The organism is Thermanaerosceptrum fracticalcis, from assembly GCF_000746025.2.
Lineage (GTDB): Bacteria > Bacillota > Peptococcia > DRI-13 > DRI-13 > Thermanaerosceptrum > Thermanaerosceptrum fracticalcis.
In genome coordinates this window covers 3052916-3069937 of record NZ_CP045798.1, presented here as the reverse complement: position 1 = coordinate 3069937, position 17022 = coordinate 3052916, and the positions used below count along the sequence as shown (strand labels likewise).

Below are 17022 nucleotides of genomic sequence, written 5' to 3'. Positions count from 1 at the left end.
CCCACCTTACATTTTATGTTGGATGGGATAGGGTTTAGAACTCTAGCTATTGAGGAGAATTTTACGCGCTTCGCCGATTAGGTATAAAGATCCTGTAATTAACACCAGATCACTTTCTCGGGCTTCCTCTAAACCCTGGTTTATAGCCCTGTTCAGATTTTCAATAATATAAACATCCCCCGGCTCCTTGCCGAAATAGGAGGCCAATTCCTGCCAGTTGCCGGCCCGGGGGGAGAGGGGTTTGGTAATGACCACTTTGTCTACCAGGGAAGCTAAAAAGTTGGCTGCTCCCAGCCGGTCTTTATCGGCCAGCATACCGATGACCAGGATGATTTTCGGATGATGAGGACGTTTATTCCGGAGCCAGCGGGACAAAGCCTCCATTCCCGCGGCATTATGGGCTCCATCTATGACCACCAGGGGATCATGACCCATGATTTCCAGGCGGCCGGGCCAGGCGGCGGCAGCAAAACCTTTTTTAATCTTTTCCCGGGTAATGTTCCATCCCTGGGCCTGGAGGACTTCCAGGACCAGGAGGGCTGTGGCACCGTTAACAAGCTGGTGGTCACCCTGGAGAGACAGATAAAGCTCCCCATAATCCTGCTCCTTCGTCTGCGCCCGGAAAGTCTGGCCTATCTCATCCTCACTGATCTTTTCCCACTGTACCTCTTTAAATACTTCCCACAAAGGAGCCCTCTTTTCCTGGGCTATAGAACGCAGTACGTTAAGTACTTCTTCATCCTGGGCGGCTGTAATCACAGGACGGTTCTTCTTGATAATGCCGCCCTTTCTTATTGCAATCTCCCGGGGTGTGGGACCGAGATAATCCTGGTGGTCCAGGGTCACATTGGTAATGATGGATAAAAGAGGCGAAGAGACCACGTTGGTGGAATCAATGTCCCCGCCCATGCCTACTTCCAGGAGGAGTATATCGACTTTCTCCCGGTAAAAGTAGAGGAAAGCCAAAGCCGTTAACACCTCAAATTCCGTAGGGTATTCACCGGTAGAGGTATACACTTGTTCAGATAAAGGAACCACTTCACTGACCAGCCGGGCAAACTCTTCTTCGGCAATAGGGTTACCATTGATCATATATCGCTCAGTATAGGAAATGAGGTGGGGGGAGGTATAAGCCCCCACCTTGTAGCCCGCTTCCTTTAACACCGCCGCCAGGATAGCGGTAGTGGAACCTTTCCCGTTGGTGCCTCCAATATGGACAACGGGAACTGCCTCATGGGGATTGCCTAACAAGGCCAGAAGTTTTGTTATTCTTGAGAGCCCCAGGTTGATACCGAACTTCGTAAGATTGGCTATAGTCTCCAGCGCTCGGGCATATTCCATAAAACTAACCCCCCAGTGAAGCCATTCTCTCTTCAATGGCCGCTTTCTTAGACTGGTAATCGAGGAGTTTGGCTTTTTCCTTTTCCACAACATCCTTGGGCGCTTTCTCCACAAAACCGGGATTATTCAGTTTGCCTGCCAGGCGGGCAACCTCTTTATGAAGGTTTTCCAGTTCTTTTTGCAGGCGGGCTAACTCCTTCTCCACGTCAACCAGGCCCTTAAGGGGCAGGTAGATTTCTACACCGCTCACTACAGCTGTAACGGCATGTTCCGGCTTAACGGGGTTAATTGGAACAACTTCCAACTGGGAGATCCCCGCTAAGGTCATGATATAGCTTTCCCCGGTCTGTAAGGCCTTGGTTATACTGTCATTTTGAGCCATAAGAATGAGTTCCGCTTTCCTTCCGGGTGGAACATTCATTTCGCTTCTTAAGTTACGGATGGCTTTAATAACCTCCATAATGACAATCATGTCTTCTTCGGCCTTTTCATCAAACTGCCCCTCTTCAAGGGCAGGCCAGGGGGCCAGCATGATGGTCTCTCCCTGGTGGGGCAGGTGCTGCCAGATTTCTTCGGTGATAAAGGGCATGAAAGGATGCAAAAGCTCCATAGTCTTACGTAAGACGTGAGCTAAGACCATTTGGGCCGTACGCTTGCTGCTTTCCGTCTCCTTGCCGTAAAGGCGCGGCTTAATGAGTTCGATATACCAGTCGCAGAATTCATTCCAGATAAATTCGTACAAGACACGGCCTGCTTCCCCCAGGTCATAACGTTCCAGGTTCCGGGTCACTTCTTTGGCGGCCCGGTTGAAACGGCTCATAATCCAGCGGTCGGCCAGGGTATATTCAGGCTGGAAGTCATCTCCTTCATAATCAGCCAGGTTCATTAAGGCGAACCGGGAGGCATTCCAGATTTTATTGGCAAAGTTCCTGGCTGCCTCCAGCCGTTCAAACTGGAACCGCAGGTCATTACCCGGGGTATTGCCGGTGATCAGCATAAAGCGCAGGGTGTCGGCGCCGTACTGCTCAATGACCTCCAGGGGATCCACCCCATTCCCCAGGGATTTACTCATTTTGCGGCCCTGGGCATCCAGGACCAAACCATGGATGAAGACTTCCCTGAAAGGAACATCTTCCATAAACTCCAGGGCTGAAAAGATCATGCGGGCTACCCAGAAAAATATGATATCACGGCCCGTCACCAGTACCGAAGTAGGATAAAAATGTTCCAGTTCCCCGGTTTTCTCCGGCCAGCCCATGGTGGAAAAAGGCCATAACCCCGAACTGAACCAGGTATCGAGGACATCGGGATCCTGTTCCAAACGAGAGCTTTCGCACTTACTACAGGATGTGGGGGGTTCCTTGGCGCAAATGACTTCTCCACAGTCCTGGCAGTACCAGACGGGAATGCGATGGCCCCACCACAGCTGGCGGCTGATGCACCAGTTACGGATATTCTCCATCCAGTTCAAATAAATTTTAGTGAACCTTTCAGGCACAAACCTGGTCCTACCGTCTAAAACGGCCTGGATGGCCGGTTCGGCCAGGGGCTTCATTTTGACAAACCACTGTTTGGAGATCATGGGCTCTACCACGGTATCACAGCGGTAGCACTGGCCTACGGCATGTTCATGTTCTTCCACCTTCACCAAAAGACCCATGGCTTTTAAGTCCTGGACAATCCTTTCCCGGGCCTCATAACGGCTCATGCCCTGGTAGTTGCCGGCATTCTCGTTCATAAAAGCCTCACGGTCCATGACCACTACCTGTTCCAGATTGTGCCGTAAACCCATTTCAAAATCGTTGGGGTCATGGGCGGGGGTTACTTTGACAGCGCCGCTGCCGAATTCTTTATCCACATATTCGTCGGCAAAAATGGGAATAGCCCTGTCCATGAGGGGCAGCATGACTTTTTTGCCAATGAGGTGACGGTAGCGCTCATCCTCTGGATGCACAGCTACGCCCGTATCACCCAGCATGGTCTCCGGCCTGGTGGTAGCCACCACGATGTATTCATCGGAATCGATAACAGGATACTTGATATGCCAGATTTTACCTATCTTCGGTTCATGTTCAACCTCGATATCGGAAATAGTGGTCTGGCACTTGGGGCACCAGTTGATGATATAGTTACCCTGGTAAATCAGTCCTTTTTCATAAAGGCGGACAAAGACTTCCTGTACGGCTTTGGAACACCCTTCATCCAGAGTAAAGCGTTCCCGCTGCCAGTCGCAGGATGTACCCAGTTTTCTGAGCTGCTGGGTGATGCGGTTCCCGTACTGGTGTTTCCAATCCCAGACCCTTTCTAAGAATTTTTCCCGGCCCAGGTCGTATTTGCTAAATCCTTCTTTGGCCAGCTGCTCCTCTACCTTGGCCTGGGTGGCAATCCCGGCATGGTCGGTACCCGGCAGCCAGAGGGTGTTGTACCCCTGCATGCGCCGCCACCTGGTGAGGATATCCTGCAGGGTATTGTCCAGGGCATGTCCCAGGTGCAAGGAACCTGTAACGTTGGGCGGGGGCATGACAATAGAAAAGGGCGTCCTGGTCTTATCAACCTCGGCGTGAAAATACCCGTTGTTTTCCCAGACCTTATACCACTTCTCTTCAACATTCTTAGGATCATAAGTAGTAGGCAAGTTTGTACTCATGAGTATTACCTCCTTGATTAGTTACTAGTTGCTAGTTGCTAGTTATTAGTGTTTATTGATGAATTCCCTAAAACTATTTACTAAGTTTGCTTTTTTTTGAAGAAAGTCTAATTCCGGAAAAATCTGGTGGTGAGAAGGGCTATTATTCACTAGTAATTAGTAACTGATAACTAGTAACTAGTAACTAGTAACTAAAATAGAAATCCCTTCCATTCCAAAAAAGGACGGAAGGGATGCTGTTCCGCGGTACCACCTTAATTCCCGGTAAAGGGCTCTCATCTTTTGCTGTAACGGGCTTACCCGGCGGTATCTACTGAAGTTCAATACCGCACCTTCAGGGCGACTTGGGCCTATACTTGCCTTAGTGAATCTTACAGCCGCGGATTCACCTCTCTGAAAGGATATAGACCTACTACTCCCTTGCGCCGGTTTTCTCTTGTTTTTGTCCTTGTTTCCTATGTTAGCGATTTACATATCTTTTGTCAAGGAACAAGCCCGGCAGGGTGCTCTCGTGAGCCTACACCTCTACCAGGCGCCCGGTCTTTTCTCCTTCCGGGATATGGATTTTTTTTGCGGCCAGTAGAGCAATAAACTGCCGATATAGCCACCGGTAAGACCCCACAGGGACCAAACCAGGAGTTGCCTGCCCATACTGGCCAGGGAAAGAAGCTGGGGTGCCAGTTCCAGATTAACGATAATCCCCAGCATACCCAAGAGCACCCCTACCCAGAGACCGTGGAGCCACCCTTTTTTATTGACCCGGCTGCCGGCGAACAATCCTCCTAAAAATACTCCCAGTAATCCCACCAGGTAGACATAAGCCCCAAACCAGTACGAACCTGCTCCCTTTAGCATAATCCATAACAAACCAAGACAAACGGCACAAAACCAGACACCCAAAGCCGTGGTGAAACCCAGCCAGACAGCCTTTAACTCTAAGCCGTATTCCGGTCCCTCATAAAACCTTTGTAAAGAACCGGGAACTTGTTTAATCTTTCGCCAAAACCTTAGGTCCCTCCTCATACCAATCCCCCTCCGGTCTAGAATACCTAGCTAATACTTATGCAGTTTGTGCCATGGTATGACATTTCCTTGCTGTACGGAGACTTGTGCCCTACGAATTTATACTTTCGGACTGGTATAAAACAGGCATATACTTTTTTCCTTGTAAATAAAAAGTATATTAAAGTCTATTTATCCGGAGGTGGTATGGTGTCTAAACACAGACTGGCCATATGCATTCTTATTCTCTTATTATTGTTAACAGCCACCTGCTCCTGCAGCAGTACGGAACCTGCCCCCTTACCGAAAAAAGATGTGCCGGTTGCTGATATAAAAGTAACGGAAGTGGTACATTCCCTGGTCTTTCTTCCCCTCTATACCGCCATAGAGCTTGGCTATTTCCGGGACGAGGGACTGAACGTTAGCCTGGAAACCGCCTGGGACAGTAATACGGGCTATACTAAACTGTTTAACGGGGAAACCCATCTCCTCCTGGCGGGACCGGAGCTAAGTTTTTATTATCTCCAGCAAAAGAAGAAGCAAGAAACCATTCATCTAGCCCAGTTAATACAAAAAAACGGTCATATGTTAGTAGCCCGGAAAGCAGAAGAACCTTTCCACTGGCAGAAACTAAAGGGCAAGGTGGTAATCGGTGAAAGCGCAGGCTCTCTCCCCGAAATGATTTTTGAACAGACGCTGCGCAAACAAAACCTCAAGCCTCTGATTAACGTTCATATCATCCAAAATCTAAATTACAAGACCTTCACCGGGACTTATCGGGCAGGAACCGGCGATTACCTCCTGGCCATGGAACCTTGGGCTTCTGGGTTAGAAAAAGAGAATGCGGGATTAGTGGTATCTTCGGCGGATGATTTTCCAGATGCTTTACCCTATGCTACTGTAATGGCCACTCCCGAATATGTGAAAAAACACAGTGCCCTCTGCCAAAAGTTTCTCAATGCCTACTGGCGGGGACTGCACTGGACCAACATGCATTCCCCCGAGGAACTCCAGGCAATCGCCCAAAAATATTTCCCCCAGGAAAAAGAAAGTACCCTTTTAAGGGGAATAAGCCGTTACAAGACCCTGGGCTTATGGCCGGATACTCCCCTTGTCAGTGAAACCGGTATGGAAAAAATCCAGAAACTCATGCTGGAAAGTAAAGAACTTAACGCCAAACTAAATATCAATGGTTTAATAGACAATACCTTTGCCCGGAAAGCCCTTGATAAGTACCGGACCAATTAAAAACCTTGTATCTTGACTCCCTCCCCGGCCTATGGAAAAATATATGTGTTAGCGAGGAGGGACAGAATAGATGACTAAACTTGCCCCATGGCAGGCTGATTTACTTTTACTGGGCGTGGCCGCTACCTGGGGAGCCACCTTTATTACCGTAAAAAATGCCCTGGGTGGCATTTCTCCCTTTGTTTTTATTACCATCCGTTTTACCCTGGCTTTTCTCTTTCTCCTTCTTATTTACAGGCCTGAAAAGGAACTTTTAAAGAGGCGCAATCTTAGGGCCGGAGTTATTATCGGTTTATTCCTCTTCGGAGGTTACGCCTTTCAAACAGTGGGACTCCAGTATACCAGCGCTGCCAACGCTGGTTTTATTACGGGTTTATCCGTAGTGCTGGTACCGCTTCTCAGTATCTTTATTAGCAAGAAATATCCCAATCTTTACGTGCTGGGTGGAGCCCTGGCAGCGAGCCTGGGACTGGGTCTCATGACTTTGGATGAACATTTAAGCTTTCATCCGGGAGACCTGCTGATCCTTCTCTGCGCCGTTTCCTTTGCCCTGCACATTATCACCATCGGTATCTTTGCCCCCCATCAGGATACAACCATCCTGACCGTTACTCAGATAGGCTTCGTAGCCTTATTAAGTTTAATACTTACTTTTTTCCTTCCCCAGGAAACCTGGCAGATCACCTGGCGAAAAGATCTCTGGATTGCCTTAGGCTTAACCGCCATCCCGGCTACTTCCCTGGCCATCCTTATTCAAAACCGGGTCCAGCAATATACCTCCCCCGCCCGTACGGCCATCATCTTTGCCACAGAGCCCGTCTTCGGGGCCTTCTTCGCGTGGTATTTCGGGGGGGAAATTCTTACCGGCCAGGCTGTATGGGGAGCTGCCCTCGTTTTAACGGGTATGCTCCTGGCCGAACTGAAGGAATAAATATGCGGCTGCGCCGCTTCGACTTCCGCTATCCGATTTCCGATGTTCTAATGATTAGTCTTACTGTTCTTTCTTGAAGCTAAGATATGTCATTAATATATTCTTAAAGAAAAATAAAAAAACAGGCGGGTTATTCATGTACCTGCCTGTTTCATTTATAGTGGGCAAATCCAGTAAGGATATCAGTACAGTAGTCGGAAGTCAGAAGTCAGAAGTCGCTCTTCGGTAATCGGCGCAGCGGTCCATCCGTTCCTCAACCCACCGGTGTAACTCCTCCAGCCCCGTACCCGTTTCGGAAGAAAAGACAATTAAGGGTACTTGGGAATCTAGTTTCAACTCAGTTTTAATTGTTTTAACATGGGATAACCATTGTCCCCGGGATATTTTATCGGCCTTTGTGGCCACGATTAAAGTGGGTAACTGGTAATGTACCAGCCATTCATACATGGCAAGATCGTCTTTAGTAGGAGGATGGCGGATATCGATAATCTGGATGACACCCACCAGTTGCCGGCGCTCTCTAAGATATTCCTCAATAAATTTTCCCCAGCGTGCTTTTAACTCTTTAGACACCCTGGCAAAACCATAGCCAGGCAGGTCCACAAAGTACCAGGCTTTATTGATGTGGTAGAAGTTGAGGGTCTGGGTTTTCCCTGGTTGACTGCTGGTACGGGCTAAGCCTTTTCTATTAAGAAACTTATTAATTAACGAAGATTTGCCCACATTGGAACGGCCTACCAGGGCAATCTCCGGGTCCTGAGATGCGGGGTACTGCTTAGGACTCACAGCGCTGATGGTAAAATCAGCTGTGGTTATCTTCATTTTTCTCCTCCAAAGCAATTTTTAAAACTTCGTCCATATTTTCTACCAGGACAAATTCTAAGCCACGCTTAATGTTAGCCGGGATATCCTCCAGGTCTTTTTTGTTTTCCTGAGGTAGAACGATGATTCTGCTTCCGGCTCTGTGGGCCGCCAGTACTTTCTCCTTGATACCGCCCACAGGCAACACCCGTCCCCTTAGGGTGATTTCCCCGGTCATAGCAATCTCCCGCTTGACTTTTCTGTTACTGAGGGCCGAGGCAAGGGCTGTGGCCATGCTAATACCTGCGGAGGGCCCGTCTTTGGGAATGGCCCCTTCCGGTACATGTATATGGACATCATACTTCTCGTGGAAGTTTTCTTCAATCCCTAGTTCCGCAGCTCTGGACCTGACATAAGTATAACCGGCCTGGGCTGACTCTTTCATCACATCACCCAGTTTTCCCGTTAACAGCAGTTTACCGGTTCCTTTCAGTACTGAAACTTCTATATTGAGAATATCTCCGCCTACTTCCGTCCAGGCCAGGCCTGTCACTACCCCAATCATATTTTCTTTTTCCGAAATACCATAACGGTAGCGGGGTATCCCCAAAAACTTGTCTAAGTTGCGGCTGGTCACAGTCACTGCTTTCTGGGAGCCTTCGGCAATGATCTTGGCCGCCTTACGGCAGATGGCCGCCAGTTCCCTCTCCAGGTTTCGCACACCCGCTTCCCGTGTATAGTGCCGAATAACACTTAAGATGGTATTGTTGCTGATATCCAGCTGGTCTTCTTTTAAACCGTGCTCCTTTAATTGTTTGGGGAGGAGATATCTCTGGGCGATGTGCATTTTCTCCTCCTCAGTATAGCCGGAAATATGAATCAGTTCCATCCTGTCCAGGAGGGGACGGGGTATATTGTAGGCCACATTGGCGGTAGTAATAAATAAGACCTGGGAAAGATCAACGGGAACTTCAATGAAGTGGTCACTGAACGTATTGTTCTGCTCGGGGTCTAATACTTCCAGCAAGGCGGCAGAGGGGTCGCCCCGGAAATCCATACTCATCTTATCTATTTCATCCAGTAGGAAGACCGGGTTCTTGGTTCCGGCATTACGCAGTCCCTGGATGATCCGGCCAGGCAGGGCACCCACATAAGTACGACGGTGTCCCCTTATTTCGGCCTCATCGCGCACACCTCCCAGAGACATACGGACAAATTTCCTCTCCAGAGAACGGGCAATGGATTTGGCCAGGGAAGTTTTACCCACACCGGGCGGTCCCACAAAACAAATGATAGGCCCCTTGATTTTCTCTGTCAATTTTCTCACTGCCAAATACTCTAAGATCCTCTCTTTTACTTTCTTTAAGCCGTAGTGGTCCTGGTTAAGGATCTCCTCAGCCCTTTTTACATCTACCCGGTCTTCTGTCTGTTTGTTCCAGGGAATGGCCAGGAGCCAATCAAGGTAATTGCGGATTACGGCGGATTCTGCCACCATCGGGGGCATTTTTTCCAGGCGCTCCAGTTCTTTCAAAGCTTTTTCCTCCACCTCGGGAGGAAGCTGGGCTTCCTGGATTTTCTCCCGGTACTCATCCACTTCTGCACCCCGTTCATCACGTTCCCCCAGCTCTTTCTGGATGGCCTTTAACTGTTCCCGCAGGTAATATTCTTTCTGGGTTTTTTCCATCTGCTTGCGGACCCTGACATTAATCTTCCTCTCAAGTTCCAGGATCTCAATTTCTTTGGCCAGAATGGAACTGAGTTTCTCCAGGCGGACTTTCACATCGAGAGCTTCCAGGATAGCCTGCTTTTCCGTGATTTTTAAGGTCAAATGAGTGGCAATGAGGTCAGCCAGGCGGCTGGGTTCCTCAATAGTAATAATAGAAACTACAGTTTCCGGAGCAATTTTCTTACTTAATTTTACGTATTGTTCAAAGAGATAGATGAGGTTTCTCATCAAGGCTTCTATCTCCGGGTTTTTTTCCACCACTTCGTCATACTCCGTAATTATCACCCGGTAGAAGGGCTCATCTTCCAGGTACTCCACAATTTCTCCCCGTCTTAAGCCTTCCACCAGAACCCTGATGGTCCCGCCTGGAAGCTTTAGGAGTTGTTTGACTTCCGCTACACTCCCTACTGCATATATATCATCATGGCCGGGGAAATCTGTCTGGGCATCTTTCTGCGTAGCCAGGAAAATTTCCCTGTCCCCAATCATAGCCTCCTCTAAAGCGCTAATGGACTTCTCCCTTCCCACATCCAGATGTATAACCATATAAGGAAAAACTAAAACCCCTCGCAAAGGCAGGAGTGGAATGACCCTTTGTCTTTTTTGCGGCATTTCCATTGTAGCGACACCTCCAACTGTATCATAAAACTATTTTCTCTCAGGCTTTTCTTTTATATTCTGTAGTTTCAATTTTTTAAAGAAAACTTGGCTTGCGCCATAGCGAGACTAGGAGCACCGCGACGTAGCGAGACTTGTGCCGTGGTGCAAGCCTTGGCGCAGGCGGAAGCCTTAGTTGCACTTATGCCTCCCTCAAACCTATACTTTCTTACTGGTACAAGGCAAAGTTTACCACAAAACGGGGTATTTCGCCAATAATTTAATGCACAAATTAAGACGCAAGCTGGGCTTGCGTCTTAGAGACACATAAAACTGTTTTGTAGAGGAGTGGGCGACTGCCACGTTGTGTGATTATTTTTTCCCGGTCGAGGACCGATTAAAGCTAAATCCAGTACTTCTTCAAGGTTCTCCACAGGAATAACTTCAATGCCCCGCATATCCCTAAAGATATGCTGCCAGTTATCCTTGGGGATAATGACCCGGGTAGCCCCCGCCAGGCGGGCGGCTTCCACTTTGGCCACCACACCTCCGATAGGTTTCACCGTGCCCCGGATGGAAACTTCCCCGGTCATAGCCACCTGGTTATCGATAGGGATATTGGTAATGGCTGAGTAAACAGCTGTAGCAATGGCAATCCCCGCCGACGGCCCGTCGGTGGGAATTCCTCCCGGAAAGTTGACATGGATGTCATAATCCCGGCAGTCCATCCCCAAATTGCGGCGAAGCACCGTGAGTACATTTTCCACAGAACCTTTGGCCATACTCTTCCGCCTCATGGTATGGCCCCCCATACCATGCATTTCCTCTTCTTCCACAATACCCGTCACGATGACCCGTCCTCTCCCTTTTCTTACGGGCATCACACTGACCTCGATTTCCAGGATCATACCCAGGTTAGGCCCATACACAGCCAAGCCGTTGACCAGTCCCACCTGGGGCTTGGGCGGTACTTTCTTTTCAGGCCGCGGTGAATACTGGCCGCTGTTGACCACCCATTCCACATCTAAGGCCGTAATTTCCTTTTTGTTGTTGGTAAAAGCCACACCGGCCGCAATCTGAATAATATTAACTGCCTCCCGGCCGTTGGTGGCGTATTTCTTCGCCACTTCTACGGCTTCTTTTTCAATGGGTAGCCCTATTTTTTTGGCGGCATTCTCCGCGATAATACCAATCTCGTCGGGTAACAGGGACCGGAAGAAAATCTCCAGACAGCGGGAGCGGATGGCGGGCGGAATCTCCTGGGGTAAGCGAGTGGTGGCGCCTACCAGGCGAAAATCGGCGGGTAGGCCGTTCTGAAAGATATCGTGGATATGGCTGGGGATATTCGTATCTTCCGAGGAGTAATAAGCGCTCTCCAACATCACTCTGCGGTCTTCCAGGACTTTTAGGAGTTTATTAATCTGGATAGGATGGAGCTCCCCAATCTCATCGATGAAGAGGATCCCGCCATGGGCTTTCGTCACAGCTCCGGGTTTGGGCTGAGGAATTCCGGCCATACCCATGGCACCCGCTCCCTGGTAAATGGGGTCATGGACAGAACCAATCAACGGGTCCGCAATGCCTCTTTCATCGAAACGGGAGGTAGCCCCATCTACTTCCGTAAATTTGGCGTCTTTTTTAAATGGCGAATGGGGATTCTTCTTGGCTTCCTCCAGCACCAGCCTGGCCGCTGCCGTCTTCCCCACGCCGGGAGGTCCATAAATGATCACATGCTGGGGATTAGGCCCGCAGAGGGCCGCGCGCAGCGCTTTAATCCCTTCTTCCTGCCCGATAATATCCTGCATCGTGGTGGGCCTGGTCCTTTCGGCCAAAGGCTCACTTAACCTGATTTGGCGCATTTTCTCCAGCTTATCCAGCTCTTTTCTTGACTCTTTTTCCACCGCTACTTTATTGCCCTGCTGCCCTCGCAGCAAATTGAGAAAGTAAAGGCCAATAACAATTACGAAAAATATTTGGATAAAACCAAACAAACTACCAAATCCGGAAGATTCCACTGGAAAATTCGCCCCTTTCCTGATGCTTTAACACGGACATTTTGGCAAGAAAGCAAGATACTTATAGAATCTTCCTTAGTTAACACCGCAAAGGTCCGATATTTAAGTTTGAGCAAATGGAAAGGTTATTATGTAGCAGTGACCCTGTTTATTTTAGCAAAAATATTATTTAATAATTCGTAATTTGCTTTACTTAAACACATATTTTGGTAAAGGGGTAAAATATTTAATAAATTAAAAACTAAACAGTGGTGACATAATAAGAATGAGCCTAAAAACCAAAAAGGGGGTTTTTATCATGGCGAGAAGACGTGGTATTATGTCAGATGCCCTTAAGATGGAGTGTGCAAGAGAATTAGGGATCTATGACCAGGTACAACGTGACGGCGACTTCGGTAATGTATCCTCCAGGAACTGCGGTTCTATGGTAAGAACGGCTATCGAGATTGCCGAAAGAGCCCTGATGAAACCTTAGAAACTCCCCGAAAGTTAGAAAGCTTAAAAAACAGCACCTCTCCGGTGCTGTTTTTTTATACCACGGCATAAGTGCAACTAAGGCTTCTGCCTGCGCCTTCGGCTTGGCACAAGCCAAGTTTTCTTTATGCTGTTTCTTCTTTTTTCTTCTTACGCTCACTGGTGGTTACCAGGAGAGGTTCTTCGTTATTTTTCACACATTCTTTTGTCACGATGCATTTATTTACATCGGTACGGGAGGGAATGTCATACATGACATCACGCATCAGGTTTTCCACGATGGCCCTTAAGCCCCGGGCGCCTGTGTTGCGCTTGATGGCTTCCACGGCAATAGCCTGTAAAGCCTCGGGCTTAAACTCCAGGGTAACATTATCTAGCTCAAAGAACTTCTGGTATTGCTTGACCAGAGCATTCTTGGGTTCAGTAAGAATACGTATCAGGGCTTCTTCATCCAGGGCATCCAGGGTCACAATGACAGGCAGGCGACCCACAAACTCGGGAATAAGTCCAAATTTTAAGAGGTCCGTAGGTTGAATTTGTTTGAGGATTTCCCCAACCTTCATATCCTGCTTGCTCTTGATATCGGCGCCAAACCCCATTACCTTTTTACCCACGCGGTTTTGAATGATTTTGTCGATTCCTTCAAAAGCACCGCCGCAGATAAAGAGAATGTTGGTGGTATCCAGCTGGATAAATTCCTGGTGCGGGTGTTTGCGGCCTCCCTGCGGGGGCACGCTGGCCACAGTACCTTCTAAAATTTTTAAGAGGGCCTGCTGCACACCTTCACCCGAGACATCCCTGGTAATAGAGGGGTTCTCGGATTTACGGGCAATTTTATCAATCTCGTCGATATAGACAATCCCTTTTTCCGCTTTTTCTACGTCATAGTCTGCGGCCTGGATCAGTTTGAGAAGAATGTTCTCCACATCTTCTCCCACGTAGCCGGCTTCCGTAAGGGAAGTAGCATCGGCAATGGCAAAGGGCACGTTCAAAATACGAGCCAGCGTCTGGGCTAACAGCGTTTTTCCGCTTCCGGTAGGGCCCAGCATGATGATGTTGCTCTTCTGGAGCTCCACATCCTCAATTTTGGCACCCAGCTTAATCCGTTTATAATGGTTGTAAACGGCCACGGAAAGGCTTTTCTTGGCCTCCTCCTGGCCAATAACATACTGGTCCAGGATAGCCTTAATTTCCTTAGGTTTGGGAATATCACCAAGCTCTAAACTGTTATCATCGGAAAGTTCTTCTTCAATGATTTCGTTACAAAGCTCAATACATTCATCACAAATATAGACGCCGGGGCCGGCCACGAGTTTCTTAACCTGATCCTGAAGTTTCCCGCAGAAAGAGCACTTCAATTGTCCTTTGTCATCCCCAAATTTGTACATGGAATCACCTCTTTACTTGGTTTTGGGGGCCTGGGTCTTCCGGTAAATCACCTCGTCAATAATCCCGTATGCTTTAGCCTCATCGGCATCCATAAAACGGTCACGTTCTGTATCGTCAGCAATACGTTGAATAGGTTGACCGGTGTTCTCAGATAATATCTTATTCAATTTCTTCTTAATGTGTATTATCCTTCTGGCATGGATTTCAATATCTGTGGCCTGACCCTGTGCTCCCCCAAGGGGCTGGTGAATCATAATCTCTGCATTGGGCAAGGCAAATCTCTTACCCTTAGCACCTGCCGCTAAAAGGAAAGCCCCCATGGAAGCGGCCAATCCCACACAGATAGTGGATACATCGGCTTTTATATACTGCATGGTATCATAAATGGCCATGCCGGCGGTAATAGAGCCGCCAGGACTGTTAATGTAGAGATTAATGTCTTTATCGGGGTCTTCCGCTTCTAAGAACAACAACTGGGCAATTACAAGGTTGGCAACATGATCATCGATAGCGCTTCCCAGGAAAATAATCCTGTCTTTTAAGAGCCTGGAATAAATATCGTAGGCACGCTCACCGCGATTTGATTGCTCTACAACCATTGGTACAAGGGTAGTTAAACTGGGTGGCGTTATAATCCTTCCGTTGTTCATATACTTTAGACCTCCTATTCGTAACCACTAAGGACTAAAAAGCCTTTAGATTTGGCTTTCAATGAATACCCGATAGGGAAAAACAAGGCGGAGCCCGCCCTGTGTTTAAGATATTTTTGCTTGTTCAATAATAAAATCTACTGCTTTATCTAACATTATACCAAATTTAAGTGAAGAAATCTGTCCCTGTTTTTCCATAACTTCACGAAATTTAGCGGGCTCTTGTTTATACCGTTCTGCCATTTTCTTAATTTCTTCGTCCAGTTCTTCCTCGGAAACAGTAATACTCTCGGCTTTAGCAATGGCCTCCAAGACTAAATCGGAACGGAGAGAAGCTTCCGCTTCTGTACGATAATTATTTTTTATATCGTCGATATTTGTATTAGTGGCCTGCATGTAATAGTCAAAGGAAATACCCTGCTGCTGTAACCGGTAGGCAAAATTTTCCACCATGGTGTTTACGCGGTTTTCAATCATAGACTGTGGTATTTCTATTTCTGCATTTTCGGTGGCCTTTTTCACCGCGGCAACCCTTAGCTCGCTTTCCGCTTTTTTCTGGGCTGCTTCTTTTAACTTATTCTCGATATCGGCTCTTAATTCCTGCAAGGTACTAAATTCGGAAACATCTTTAGCAAATTCATCATCAAGGGGAGACAGCTCTTTACGTTTGTTTTCTTTTACCGTTACTGTAAAAACTGCATCCTTGCCGGCTAATTCCGTGACATGATACTCTTCGGGGAAGGTAACATTAACATCTACCGTCTCTCCCGCTTTAACACCGATCAGTTGGTCTTCGAATCCCGGAATAAAGGTGTTGGAGCCTAATTCCAGCGGGTAATTCTCACCTTTGCCCCCCTCGAAAGGCTGCCCATCTACTTTACCCACAAAATCTATGGTTAATACGTCACCTTTTTCCGCCGGGCCTTCCACAACCACTAGTTTGGCATATCGCTGCTGCATTCTTTCAAGCTCATTGTCTACGTCCGCAGGACCAATTTCAGCAGATGGTTTCTCCAGTTCAAGGCCCTTATATTCACCAAGCTTGACTTCCGGCTTTAAATCAAATTTTGCTTTAAAGATGAAGGGTTTACCTTTTTCTAACTGGACAATCTCATATTCAGGGTCACTTACGGCTGTATATTCATCCTTAATCTGATCCAAAGCCTGGAAATAAGCTCTGGGGACGGCATGTTGGAGAGCTTCCTCGTAAAGTATTTCTGTTCCATACATATTCTCAATAATCCGACGAGGTGCCTTACCTTTTCTAAAACCGGGTACATTAACTTTTTTGCTTACAATGCGATAAGCATGCTGCAAGGATTCTTCAAATTTCTCAACAGGTACCTCCACTGTCACCTGCGCCTTTGTTTTATCTAACCTTTCTGCGGTTACATTCATGGGATGCTCCTCCTATTCATTTTAAAAAATATGTAATAAAGATTATTACCATCCTTTACCAGTATAACCAATTAGAATAAAAACACGTATGTGATTTTAATATATATATGTTGTGTTTTTATTTACAATAAAAGAGGCTTCGACAGGTTGCCGAGGCCCGAAAAAAGATACCTTCTCTTCCCTTTTTATAAACCCTCGACTTATAGAGCATAATCTCACAATATACCAAAAAGACTAGTGGCACTAGTTAGGATACTAGTCTTCTCACTAGTCACAAAAGACAAATGGAGCGGAAGACGGGATTCGAACCCGCGACCCTCGCCTTGGCAAGGCGATGCTCTACCACTGAGCCACTTCCGCATATTCATTTACTTGGTGCGGGAGAAGGGACTTGAACCCCCACGGTCTCCCACTGGATCCTAAATCCAGCGCGTCTGCCAGTTCCGCCACTCCCGCCTACATTAGTTGCTAGTTGATAGTTGGTAGTAAAAACCATCTGAATAGCTTGCTAGCCTAACTAGCAACTAGGAACTGGTAACTAGTAACTATATAAGTGGTGAGCCATGATGGACTCGAACCATCGACACCCTGATTAAAAGTCAGGTGCTCTACCGACTGAGCTAATGGCTCATACATAAGAGGTGAGAAGTGGGAGGTCGGATGTGTGGTCTCACCTCTAACTTCTCACATCACACTTCGCAAATGGCTGGGGCGGCTGGACTCGAACCAACGCATGACGGAGTCAAAGTCCGTTGCCTTACCAACTTGGCTACGCCCCAATAATGACAGGTTATAGTATAACC

12 protein-coding genes, 4 tRNA genes and 1 other annotated feature are annotated in these 17022 nt (G+C 47.7%); of the genes, 3 read left to right on the top strand and 13 right to left on the bottom strand.

The features are described from left to right. Nucleotides 1-42: 42 nt before the first annotated feature. From BR63_RS15625 to BR63_RS15615, 3 genes are all read right to left on the bottom strand, one after another. The gene (locus tag BR63_RS15625) at nucleotides 43-1341 is read right to left on the bottom strand and encodes a bifunctional folylpolyglutamate synthase/dihydrofolate synthase (RefSeq protein WP_034425323.1); all 1299 of its coding nucleotides are present in this window, start codon (nucleotides 1339-1341) and stop codon (nucleotides 43-45) included. 4 nt (nucleotides 1342-1345) lie between these two features. Further along, nucleotides 1346-3988 carry a valine--tRNA ligase gene (locus BR63_RS15620; RefSeq protein ID WP_034425321.1) on the bottom strand — a complete coding sequence of 881 codons (2643 nt, stop codon included), beginning with the start codon at nucleotides 3986-3988 and terminating at the stop codon, nucleotides 1346-1348. A gap of 217 nt (nucleotides 3989-4205) precedes the next feature. Continuing rightward, nucleotides 4206-4423: a binding site (T-box leader), on the bottom strand. 90 nt (nucleotides 4424-4513) lie between these two features. Then, nucleotides 4514-5011: a TIGR04086 family membrane protein gene (locus BR63_RS15615; RefSeq protein ID WP_034425319.1), complete on the bottom strand. Its 498-nt coding sequence runs from the start codon at nucleotides 5009-5011 to the stop codon at nucleotides 4514-4516. Nucleotides 5012-5197: 186 nt separating this feature from the next. On the opposite strand from BR63_RS15615, the gene BR63_RS15610 reads away from it, so the two are divergent. Continuing rightward, entirely contained in the window at nucleotides 5198-6238 is a 1041-nt protein-coding gene (locus BR63_RS15610; RefSeq protein WP_161781903.1) for an ABC transporter substrate-binding protein, read from the top strand. 70 nt (nucleotides 6239-6308) lie between these two features. Further along, nucleotides 6309-7169, top strand: coding sequence for a DMT family transporter (locus tag BR63_RS15605; protein WP_034425317.1), 861 nt, complete (start codon nucleotides 6309-6311; stop codon nucleotides 7167-7169). 201 nt (nucleotides 7170-7370) lie between these two features. Here the strand turns inward: BR63_RS15605 and yihA are convergent, their stop codons facing one another. From yihA to lonB, 3 genes are all read right to left on the bottom strand, one after another. Next, nucleotides 7371-7991, bottom strand: a complete 621-nt coding sequence (gene yihA / locus BR63_RS15600) for a ribosome biogenesis GTP-binding protein YihA/YsxC (RefSeq protein ID WP_034425315.1) — start codon at nucleotides 7989-7991, stop codon at nucleotides 7371-7373. Beyond that, nucleotides 7972-10314 (bottom strand): endopeptidase La, encoded by a 2343-nt coding sequence (gene lon / locus BR63_RS15595; protein ID WP_243270007.1) that lies wholly within the window; start codon nucleotides 10312-10314, stop codon nucleotides 7972-7974. Before lon ends, yihA begins: the two co-directional genes overlap by 20 nt. Nucleotides 10315-10610: 296 nt before the next feature. Then, a complete protein-coding gene (gene lonB / locus BR63_RS15590; RefSeq protein ID WP_081908306.1) occupies nucleotides 10611-12308 on the bottom strand; it encodes an ATP-dependent protease LonB in 1698 nt (565 codons plus the stop codon). Between the two features lie 298 nt (nucleotides 12309-12606). Between lonB and BR63_RS15585 the strand changes: the two genes are divergently transcribed. Then, the gene (locus BR63_RS15585) at nucleotides 12607-12783 is read left to right on the top strand and encodes a small, acid-soluble spore protein, alpha/beta type (RefSeq protein WP_081908308.1); all 177 of its coding nucleotides are present in this window, start codon (nucleotides 12607-12609) and stop codon (nucleotides 12781-12783) included. 124 nt (nucleotides 12784-12907) lie between these two features. Here BR63_RS15585 and clpX read toward each other — a convergent pair whose 3' ends face one another. The 7 genes from clpX to BR63_RS19390 all read right to left on the bottom strand — a co-directional run bounded on the left by clpX (nucleotide 12908) and on the right by BR63_RS19390 (nucleotide 16998). Further along, nucleotides 12908-14170 carry an ATP-dependent Clp protease ATP-binding subunit ClpX gene (clpX, locus tag BR63_RS15580; protein WP_034425311.1) on the bottom strand — a complete coding sequence of 421 codons (1263 nt, stop codon included), beginning with the start codon at nucleotides 14168-14170 and terminating at the stop codon, nucleotides 12908-12910. Between the two features lie 12 nt (nucleotides 14171-14182). Continuing rightward, nucleotides 14183-14821, bottom strand: a complete 639-nt coding sequence (clpP, locus tag BR63_RS15575) for an ATP-dependent Clp endopeptidase proteolytic subunit ClpP (RefSeq protein ID WP_051966211.1) — start codon at nucleotides 14819-14821, stop codon at nucleotides 14183-14185. 105 nt (nucleotides 14822-14926) lie between these two features. After that, nucleotides 14927-16219, bottom strand: a complete 1293-nt coding sequence (tig, locus tag BR63_RS15570) for a trigger factor (RefSeq protein ID WP_034425309.1) — start codon at nucleotides 16217-16219, stop codon at nucleotides 14927-14929. Nucleotides 16220-16504: 285 nt separating this feature from the next. Beyond that, a tRNA-Gly gene (locus BR63_RS15565) sits at nucleotides 16505-16579 on the bottom strand. Nucleotides 16580-16592: 13 nt separating this feature from the next. Then, nucleotides 16593-16675: transfer RNA gene (locus BR63_RS15560), tRNA-Leu, on the bottom strand. Nucleotides 16676-16773: 98 nt separating this feature from the next. Next, nucleotides 16774-16849: transfer RNA gene (locus BR63_RS15555), tRNA-Lys, on the bottom strand. 73 nt (nucleotides 16850-16922) lie between these two features. Continuing rightward, nucleotides 16923-16998: transfer RNA gene (locus BR63_RS19390), tRNA-Gln, on the bottom strand. Nucleotides 16999-17022: the final 24 nt, after the last annotated feature.

Excerpts from the sequence above, each read along its gene's own strand:
- clpP (WP_051966211.1), bottom strand. The coding sequence starts at position 14,821 with ATGAACAACGGAAGGATTATAACGCCACCCAGTTTAACTACCCTTGTA.
- BR63_RS15585 (WP_081908308.1), top strand. The coding sequence starts at position 12,607 with ATGGCGAGAAGACGTGGTATTATGTCAGATGCCCTTAAGATGGAGTGT.
- BR63_RS15620 (WP_034425321.1), bottom strand. The coding sequence starts at position 3,988 with ATGAGTACAAACTTGCCTACTACTTATGATCCTAAGAATGTTGAAGAG.
- tig (WP_034425309.1), bottom strand. The coding sequence starts at position 16,219 with ATGAATGTAACCGCAGAAAGGTTAGATAAAACAAAGGCGCAGGTGACA.
- BR63_RS15610 (WP_161781903.1), top strand. The coding sequence starts at position 5,198 with ATGGTGTCTAAACACAGACTGGCCATATGCATTCTTATTCTCTTATTA.
- BR63_RS15625 (WP_034425323.1), bottom strand. The coding sequence starts at position 1,341 with ATGGAATATGCCCGAGCGCTGGAGACTATAGCCAATCTTACGAAGTTC.
- clpX (WP_034425311.1), bottom strand. The coding sequence starts at position 14,170 with ATGTACAAATTTGGGGATGACAAAGGACAATTGAAGTGCTCTTTCTGC.
- lon (WP_243270007.1), bottom strand. The coding sequence starts at position 10,314 with ATGGAAATGCCGCAAAAAAGACAAAGGGTCATTCCACTCCTGCCTTTG.
- BR63_RS15615 (WP_034425319.1), bottom strand. The coding sequence starts at position 5,011 with ATGAGGAGGGACCTAAGGTTTTGGCGAAAGATTAAACAAGTTCCCGGT.
- yihA (WP_034425315.1), bottom strand. The coding sequence starts at position 7,991 with ATGAAGATAACCACAGCTGATTTTACCATCAGCGCTGTGAGTCCTAAG.
- BR63_RS15605 (WP_034425317.1), top strand. The coding sequence starts at position 6,309 with ATGACTAAACTTGCCCCATGGCAGGCTGATTTACTTTTACTGGGCGTG.